At 74.4% G+C, this 6,556-nt stretch carries 8 protein-coding genes and 1 pseudogene; 6 read left to right on the top strand and 3 right to left on the bottom strand.

What is annotated here, in order from left to right; all coding sequences use genetic code 11:
* The 5 genes and pseudogenes from G5C62_RS24640 to G5C62_RS24620 all read left to right on the top strand — a co-directional run.
* Positions 1-427, top strand: a pseudogene (locus G5C62_RS24640) (galactokinase); the annotation flags it as partial.
* Between the two features lie 48 nt (positions 428-475).
* Positions 476-763, top strand: coding sequence for a GNAT family N-acetyltransferase (locus tag G5C62_RS24635; RefSeq protein WP_164703085.1), 288 nt, complete (start codon positions 476-478; stop codon positions 761-763).
* 66 nt (positions 764-829) lie between these two features.
* Complete coding sequence (locus G5C62_RS24630) at positions 830-1,702, top strand: polysaccharide pyruvyl transferase family protein (protein WP_164703084.1); 873 nt, start codon at positions 830-832, stop codon at positions 1,700-1,702.
* A gap of 77 nt (positions 1,703-1,779) precedes the next feature.
* Positions 1,780-3,054, top strand: a complete 1,275-nt coding sequence (locus G5C62_RS24625; RefSeq protein WP_164703083.1) for a cytochrome P450 — start codon at positions 1,780-1,782, stop codon at positions 3,052-3,054.
* On the top strand, positions 3,051-3,239 hold the full coding sequence (locus G5C62_RS24620; RefSeq protein WP_036340302.1) for a ferredoxin: 189 nt from the start codon (positions 3,051-3,053) through the stop codon (positions 3,237-3,239). Before G5C62_RS24625 ends, G5C62_RS24620 begins: the two co-directional genes overlap by 4 nt.
* A 4-nt stretch (positions 3,240-3,243) precedes the next feature.
* On the opposite strand, the gene G5C62_RS24615 is transcribed toward G5C62_RS24620, so the two are convergent.
* Together G5C62_RS24615 and G5C62_RS24610 are read right to left on the bottom strand one after the other, a co-directional pair.
* A complete protein-coding gene (locus tag G5C62_RS24615; RefSeq protein ID WP_164703082.1) occupies positions 3,244-4,116 on the bottom strand; it encodes a glycosyltransferase family 2 protein in 873 nt (290 codons plus the stop codon).
* Positions 4,117-4,196: 80 nt separating this feature from the next.
* Positions 4,197-4,466: a helix-turn-helix domain-containing protein gene (locus tag G5C62_RS24610; protein WP_164703081.1), complete on the bottom strand. Its 270-nt coding sequence runs from the start codon at positions 4,464-4,466 to the stop codon at positions 4,197-4,199.
* A 45-nt stretch (positions 4,467-4,511) separates the two neighbouring features.
* On the opposite strand from G5C62_RS24610, the gene map reads away from it, so the two are divergent.
* On the top strand, positions 4,512-5,282 hold the full coding sequence (map, locus tag G5C62_RS24605; protein ID WP_164703080.1) for a type I methionyl aminopeptidase: 771 nt from the start codon (positions 4,512-4,514) through the stop codon (positions 5,280-5,282).
* Positions 5,283-5,346: 64 nt separating this feature from the next.
* Here map and G5C62_RS24600 read toward each other — a convergent pair whose 3' ends face one another.
* Complete coding sequence (locus G5C62_RS24600; RefSeq protein WP_036340289.1) at positions 5,347-6,486, bottom strand: cystathionine gamma-synthase; 1,140 nt, start codon at positions 6,484-6,486, stop codon at positions 5,347-5,349.
* Positions 6,487-6,556 lie beyond the last annotated feature (70 nt).

Here is a 6,556-nt window from a genome sequence, read left to right as displayed (position 1 = left end):
CGGCCTGGAGTGGCTCAGCGACGCGACGCCGGCCGACGTGGCGCGGCTCAGCGACCCGCGACTGCAGGCGCGCACCCGGCACGTGGTCACCGAGAACCAGCGGGTCGACGCGGTCGTCGAGCTCGTCCGGGCCCGGCGGGTGGCCGAGATCGGGCCGCTGCTCGACGGTTCGCACACCTCGCTGCGCGACGACTACGAGGTGTCGGCCGTGGAGCTCGACGTCGTCGTGGCGGCGGCCCGGGCAGCGGGTGCGCTCGGCGCCCGGATGGTCGGCGGCGGCTTCGGGGGGTCGGCGATCGCGCTGATCCGTTCCGCCGACGCCTCGGCGGTCGAGGAGGCGGTCGTGGCCGCCTGCCGTGAGCAGGACCTGACCACCCCCGGCGTCCTCACCGTCACCTCCGGTCCGGCGGCCCGCCGGCTGTCCTGAGGGAGCCTCCCGGGGAACACCCCGGCTGCGACGCCGGTTCGGGAGAGCATGGAGCCGACCGTCAGAGACGCCCCCGAGGACAGCCGCTACGAGATCCGGGACGGCGAGCAGCTGCTCGGCCAGGCCGTCTACCAGCGCCGCGGTGACCAGCTGGTGTTCACCCACACCGAGGTCGACAGCGACGCCGGGCACTCCGGGCTGGGCAGCACGCTGGTGCGCGCCGCACTGGACGACGTCCGGAGCAAGGGCGGCACCGTCGTCCCGATGTGCTCGTTCGTGCGCGGCTGGATCGAGCGGCACCCCGAGTACCGCGACCTGGTCGCTGCCGAGGCCTGAGCCGACATGGTCGCTGGAACCTGAGGCCGCTGCGGGCGCGCGGTGCGCGCCTGAGAGGCTTGGGGCATGCGCGTCCTGGTCACCGGTTGGTTCAGCTTCGACGAGGTGATCGCCACCATCGGCGACGAACTGGGTGCCGATGCGGTGCTCGGCTGGCTCACCGAGGCCGGCATCGACCACGACGTCGCCTGGGCGCCCTACCTCCAGCGGGGCGCGAACTGGCGCGATCTCGACCCGGCCGACTACACCCACCTGGTCTTCGTCAGCGGCCCGCTGTCGGACACCCCGTTGCTGCGGGAGCTGACCGCGGCCTTCGCCGACGCCCAGCGGTGGGCGGTGAACGTCTCGGTGGTCTCCGACGCCGGGCGCGCCCTGTTCCACCGGGTCTGGGAGCGGGACGCCCCGGGCATCGCCCGGCCGGACCTGGCGATCGGCACCACCACCCCGGACGTCCCGGTGGTCGCGGTGGCCTTCGCCCCGCCGCAGGAGGAGTACGGCGACCGCAGCCGCGCCGCCCAGGTGCGGGCCGCCATCGAGAGCTGGCTGGGTGCCCGGGCCATCCCGTGGTTCGAGCTCACCATGGACCTGTACGAGAAGCCGCACGAGCGGTTCCCGCTGCAGGTCGAGGCGCTGGTCCGCCGGGCGGACGTCGTGGTCAGCATGCGGTTGCACGCGCTGGTCCTCGGGCTGGCGCACGGCGTCCCGGTCATCGCGTGCGACGCGATCGTCGGCGGGGCCAAGGTGAGTGCCCAGGCCGCAGCGCTCGGCTGGCCGGTCGTGCTGCCGGCGGAGCAGGTCGACGCCAACGCCCTCGACGCGGCGCTGGAGCACGCGCTGTCGGGCACGCTGACCCAGGAGCTGGCCGAGGCCCGCCGCCGCGGGGCGGCCGGCAACGCGGCGGCGCGCGAGTGGTTCGTCCGGGAGCTCGCGGGCGGGTGAGCCGGGGCCTGTGACGCCGGTCACGGCTGGGCTAGCGTCGGGGTGCTGCGTCCCGTCGTCCGCCCTGGAGGCCGACCGTGAGCTCACCGACGCTGGACCTGGACACCGTCGACCTGTCCGACCGGACGTTCTGGGGCGCGCCGCCGGAGCAGCGGCACGCGGTGTACGACCAGCTGCGCCGCGAGCGCCCGTTCGCCTTCTTCGCCGAGCCGGTGATCCCCTACATCGAGCCCGGCCCCGGCTACCGCGCGGTGACCCGGTACGCCGACGTCGAGGCGATCAGCTGCCAGCCGGCGCTGTTCTCCTCCGGCTCCGGCGCGGTGTCCATCGCCGACATGCCGCCGGACCTCAACGAGTTCTACGGCTCGCTGATCAGCATGGACGACCCCCGGCACGGCAAGATCCGGCGCATCGTCGCCAAGGCGTTCACGCCCCGGGTGCTGGAGAAGCTCGTGGGCAGCGTGCAGGCGGTGGCCGACGACGTGGTCGCCCGCGCCCGGCGGACCGCCGAGGACGGCGACGGCACCATCGACGTGGTCGCCGACCTCGCCGCACCGATCCCGCTGCGGGTCATCTGCGACATGATGGGCATCCCGGACGACGACCGGGCGATGGTGCTGCAGCAGTCGAACGTCATCCTCTCCGGCGGTGACCCCGAACTCGTCCAGGACGAGGAGCAGATGGTCACCGCCTTCCTGAAGGCCGGGGAGGAGCTCGCCGGACTGATGGCCCGGCTGGCCGCCGAACGCCACGCCCACCCGGCCGACGACCTGACCACCGCGCTGGTCAGCACCGAGGTCGACGGCGAGCGGCTGACCCGGCAGGAGATCGCCTCGTTCTTCATCCTGCTGCTGGTCGCCGGCAACGAGACGACCCGCAACGCGATCTCCCAGGGCGTGCTCGCGCTCTCCGAGCACCCGGCCGAGCGCGACCGGTGGGCCGCCGACCCGGGCCTCACCCGCACCGCGGTGGAGGAGGTCGTGCGCTGGACCAGCCCGATCACCTGGATGCGGCGGACGGCCACCCAGGACGTCGAGCTGTCCGGGCAGTCGTTCCCGGCCGGGTCGAAGTTCCTGCTGTTCTACGGCGCGGCCAACCGTGATCCCGCCGTCTTCCCCGACCCGCACCGGTTCGACCTGTCCCGCGACCCCAACCCGCACGTCGGGTTCGGCTCCCGCGGTCCGCACTTCTGTCTGGGCGCGCACCTGGCCCGGCGGGAGATCGGCGTGGCCTTCCGGGCCTTCGCCGACCAGTTGCCCGACCTCGAGGTGGCCGGCCCGCCGGCCCGGCTGGAGTCCTCGTTCGTCAACGGCCTCAAGCGGCTGCCGGCGCGGCTGACCGGCGCCCGATGACCCGCGTGGTGGTCGACCGGGAGGTCTGCATGAGCGCGGGGGTGTGCGAGATGGAGGCGCCGGAGGTGTTCCAGCTCGACGACGACGGCGTGCTCCAGGTGGGTGAGCCGACCGACCTCACGGCGGTGGAGACCGCGGTGCGCGCCTGCCCCACCGGTGCGCTCACCCTGGTCGACGAGGACTGATCGCTCAGCCCGCCTGGTCCAGCGGGCGCAGGGCGGTGGCGAACCGTAGTTCCAGCTCGGCCGGCACGGGCCGGCGCCGGCGCAGTGCGGCAGGCAGTCGGCGCAGCACCCCGGCCAGCGCCCGGCGGGCGGCGGCGTCCCCGGCGGCGCAGCGCGCCAACCTCCCGGTCGCGGCGAGCGCCACCGGGAGCGGGCGGCGCAGCCAGTCGACGAGCACGTCGTTGCGGGTCTGCACCGCCCAGCGGGCCGGGCTCGGCCGGTCGGGTCCGGCGGGGTCGTGCCAGGCGACGACGTCCTCGGCGAACACCAGCTGCCAGCCCGCAGCGGCGAGGTCGAGCGCCAGCAGATGCTCCTCGCCGCCGAAGAACAGCAGCGGGGAGAAGCCGCCGACGGCCAGGTGGGCGTCGCGGCGGACGACGGCGGCGAACGCCGGGAAGCTCAGGACGTCGGGCCCGGCGGCGGAACGGCCGAGCACCTCGGCGCGGTGCTTGCGGGTGACGGCGTCCTCGCTGCCGTCCCCGGCCAGCCGCACCCGGCCGACCACCACCGCCACCTGCGGGTGGGCGTCGAGCAGGTGGACCGCGGCCTCCAGCGCACCCGGCTCCCACCACGAGTCGTCGTCGGCGAAGGCGACGTACGGGGTGCCGGCCCGCTGGACGCCGTGGTCGCGCCCCACCGCGCCGGCGTTGGCCGGCAGCTCGACCACCTCCACCCGGGGGTGGCCGGCCCGGACGGCGTCGGCAGTGCCGTCGGTGGAGCCGTTGTCCACCACGATCACCGGTGGCCCGCCGGGGGAGTCCAGCCGGTCGAGCGACCGCAGCAGCGACTCGCGTCGGTCCATGGTGGCGATGACGACGCTGACCCGGGGCTCGCTCACGACGACCCCCTACCCGGCTGCCGGCCACTGCACGGGTGGCCGCGGTGTGGGACCGGCCACCGGACCTGCCCCGTGGGTGCTCAGGCGGTGAGGGCGGTGCCCTCGGTCGGGGTGTGCAACGCGGTGACCAGGGAGTCCAGTGGCAGGTCCAGGGCGCCGGCCAGTGCGGCCACGGTGAAGAAGGCCGGTGTCGGGACCCGGCCGGACTCGATCTTCCGGAGCGCCTCGAGGCTCACCCCGGAGGCGGCGGCGACCTCGGCGGGGGAGCGGTCGCCGCGCGCCGCGCGGAGCAGGCCACCCAGCCGGCGGCCGCGCTCGTGCTCCTTGGGGGTCAGCGGCGGTCGGACCATGGGCGTGATAGTAATACCGGGATAAAAATACCGGAAGGACTCCAGATGATCGAGCTGCGCACACCCGGGGAGATCGACGCCATGCGCGCCGCCGGGGCGGTGGTCGCCGACATGCACGCCGCGGTGCACGCGCTGGCCGCGCCAGGGGTACGGCTGAGCGAGCTGGACGCCGTCGCCCGCCAGGTTCTGGCCGATGCCGGCGCCACCTCGCCGTTCCTCGGCTACGCGCCGCTGCACAGCACGCCGCCGTTCCCCGGCGTGCTCTGCCTGTCGGTCAACGACGTGGCCCTGCACGGCATCCCCACCGCCCAGGAGCTCGAGGACGGCGACCTGCTCAGCGTCGACGCCGGGGCCACCCTCGACGGCTGGGTGGGCGACGCGGCCCGCACCTACCCGATCGGCACGCCCCGGCCGGAGGACGTCCGGCTGGTGGAGACCACCGAGCGGGCGCTGGCCGCCGGGATCGCCGCGGCGGTCGTCGGCAACAAGATCGGCGACATCTCCGCCGCCATCGGTGCGGTCGGTCGGGCCGGCGGCTGCGGCATCAACACCGACCAGGGCGGCCACGGCGTCGGCCGGTCGATGCACGAGGCACCCAGCGTGCCCAACGAGGGCCGGGGCGGCCGTGGGCTGCCGCTGCGCGCCGGCCTGGTCATCGCCATCGAGCCGTGGTTCCTGGCCGGGGGCAGCGACGACTACCGGGTCGACGCCGACGGCTGGACGCTGCGCAGTGCCGACGGCAGCCGCGCCGCCCACGTCGAGCACACGGTGGCTGTGACGGAGGACGGCCCCCGCATCCTGACCGCCCCGCGCTGAGCCGCCGTTGTGCGCTCACCGTCGCTTCTCAGCCGAGGAACCGACAGTGAGCGCACAACGGCGATCAAGCGAGGGCCTGGTCCAGGTCGGCGAGCAGGTCGTCGACGTCCTCGATGCCGACGGACAGGCGGACCAGGTCGGCCGGCACCTCCAAGGGGGAGCCGGCGGCGCTGGCGTGGGTCATCCGGTGCGGGTGCTCGATCAGCGACTCCACGCCACCGAGCGACTCGGCCAGGGTGAACAGCTGCGCGCGTTCGCACACCCGCAGCGCTGCCTCCTCGCCCGCCTTCAGCCGGAACGAGACCATCCCGCCGAAGCCGGACATCTGCTTGGCCGCGATCTCGTGGTTGCGGTGCTGCGGCAGCCCCGGGTACAGCACGTCCCCGACTCCCGGGTGCTCCAGCAGCCACTCGGCGACCCGGCCGGCGTTCGCACTGTGCCGGTCCATCCGGACCCCGAGCGTCTTCAGGCTGCGCAGCACCAGCCATGAGTCGAACGGGCCGCCGACCGCGCCCATCGCGTTCTGGTGGTAGGCCAGCCGCTCACCCAGCTCGGTGTCGGCGACCACGAGTGCGCCCCCGACGACGTCGGAGTGCCCGCCCAGGTACTTGGTGGTGGAGTGCACGACGACGTCGGCGCCCAGGGTCAGCGGCTGCTGCAGGTAGGGGCTGGCGAAGGTGTTGTCGACGACCAGCAGCGTGCCCGAGGCGTGCGCGATCTCGGCCAGCGCGGCGATGTCGGAGACGTTGAGCAGCGGGTTGCTCGGCGTCTCGCACCAGATCACCCGGGTCGTCTCCGGCGCGACCGCGGCGCGGACCGCGTCCAGGTCGTTGAGGTCGACCGGGGAGTGGGTGACGCCCCACGGCTCGAGCACCCGGGAGATCAGCCGGTACGTGCCGCCGTAGGCGTCGCCGCCCAGCACGATCCGGTCACCGGGCCGGCACACGGTGCGCAGCAGGGTGTCCTCCGCGGCGAGGCCGGAGGCGAAGGCCAGTCCGCGGGTGCCCTGCTCCAACGCGGCCAGCGCCGTCTGCAGGGTGTCCCGGGTGGGGTTGGCGCTGCGGCTGTACTCGTAGCCGCCGCGCAGCCCGCCGACGCCGTCCTGCTTGTAGGTGGTCGTCAGGTGCAGCGGCGGGATGACCGCGCCGGTGGCGGGGTCTGGCTCCTGCCCGGCGTGGATGGCGAGTGTGTTGAAACCGGTCACGACTGCACCGTAGGCGCCGGGATGCCGACGAGGTGGCCCAGCACGTCCTGCCGGGTGACGACGCCGGCGG

Source organism: Modestobacter sp. KNN46-3 (genome assembly GCF_011039295.1).
Note: the sequence above shows the minus strand (reverse complement) of the source record. Positions and strands in the feature narration are given on the sequence as shown.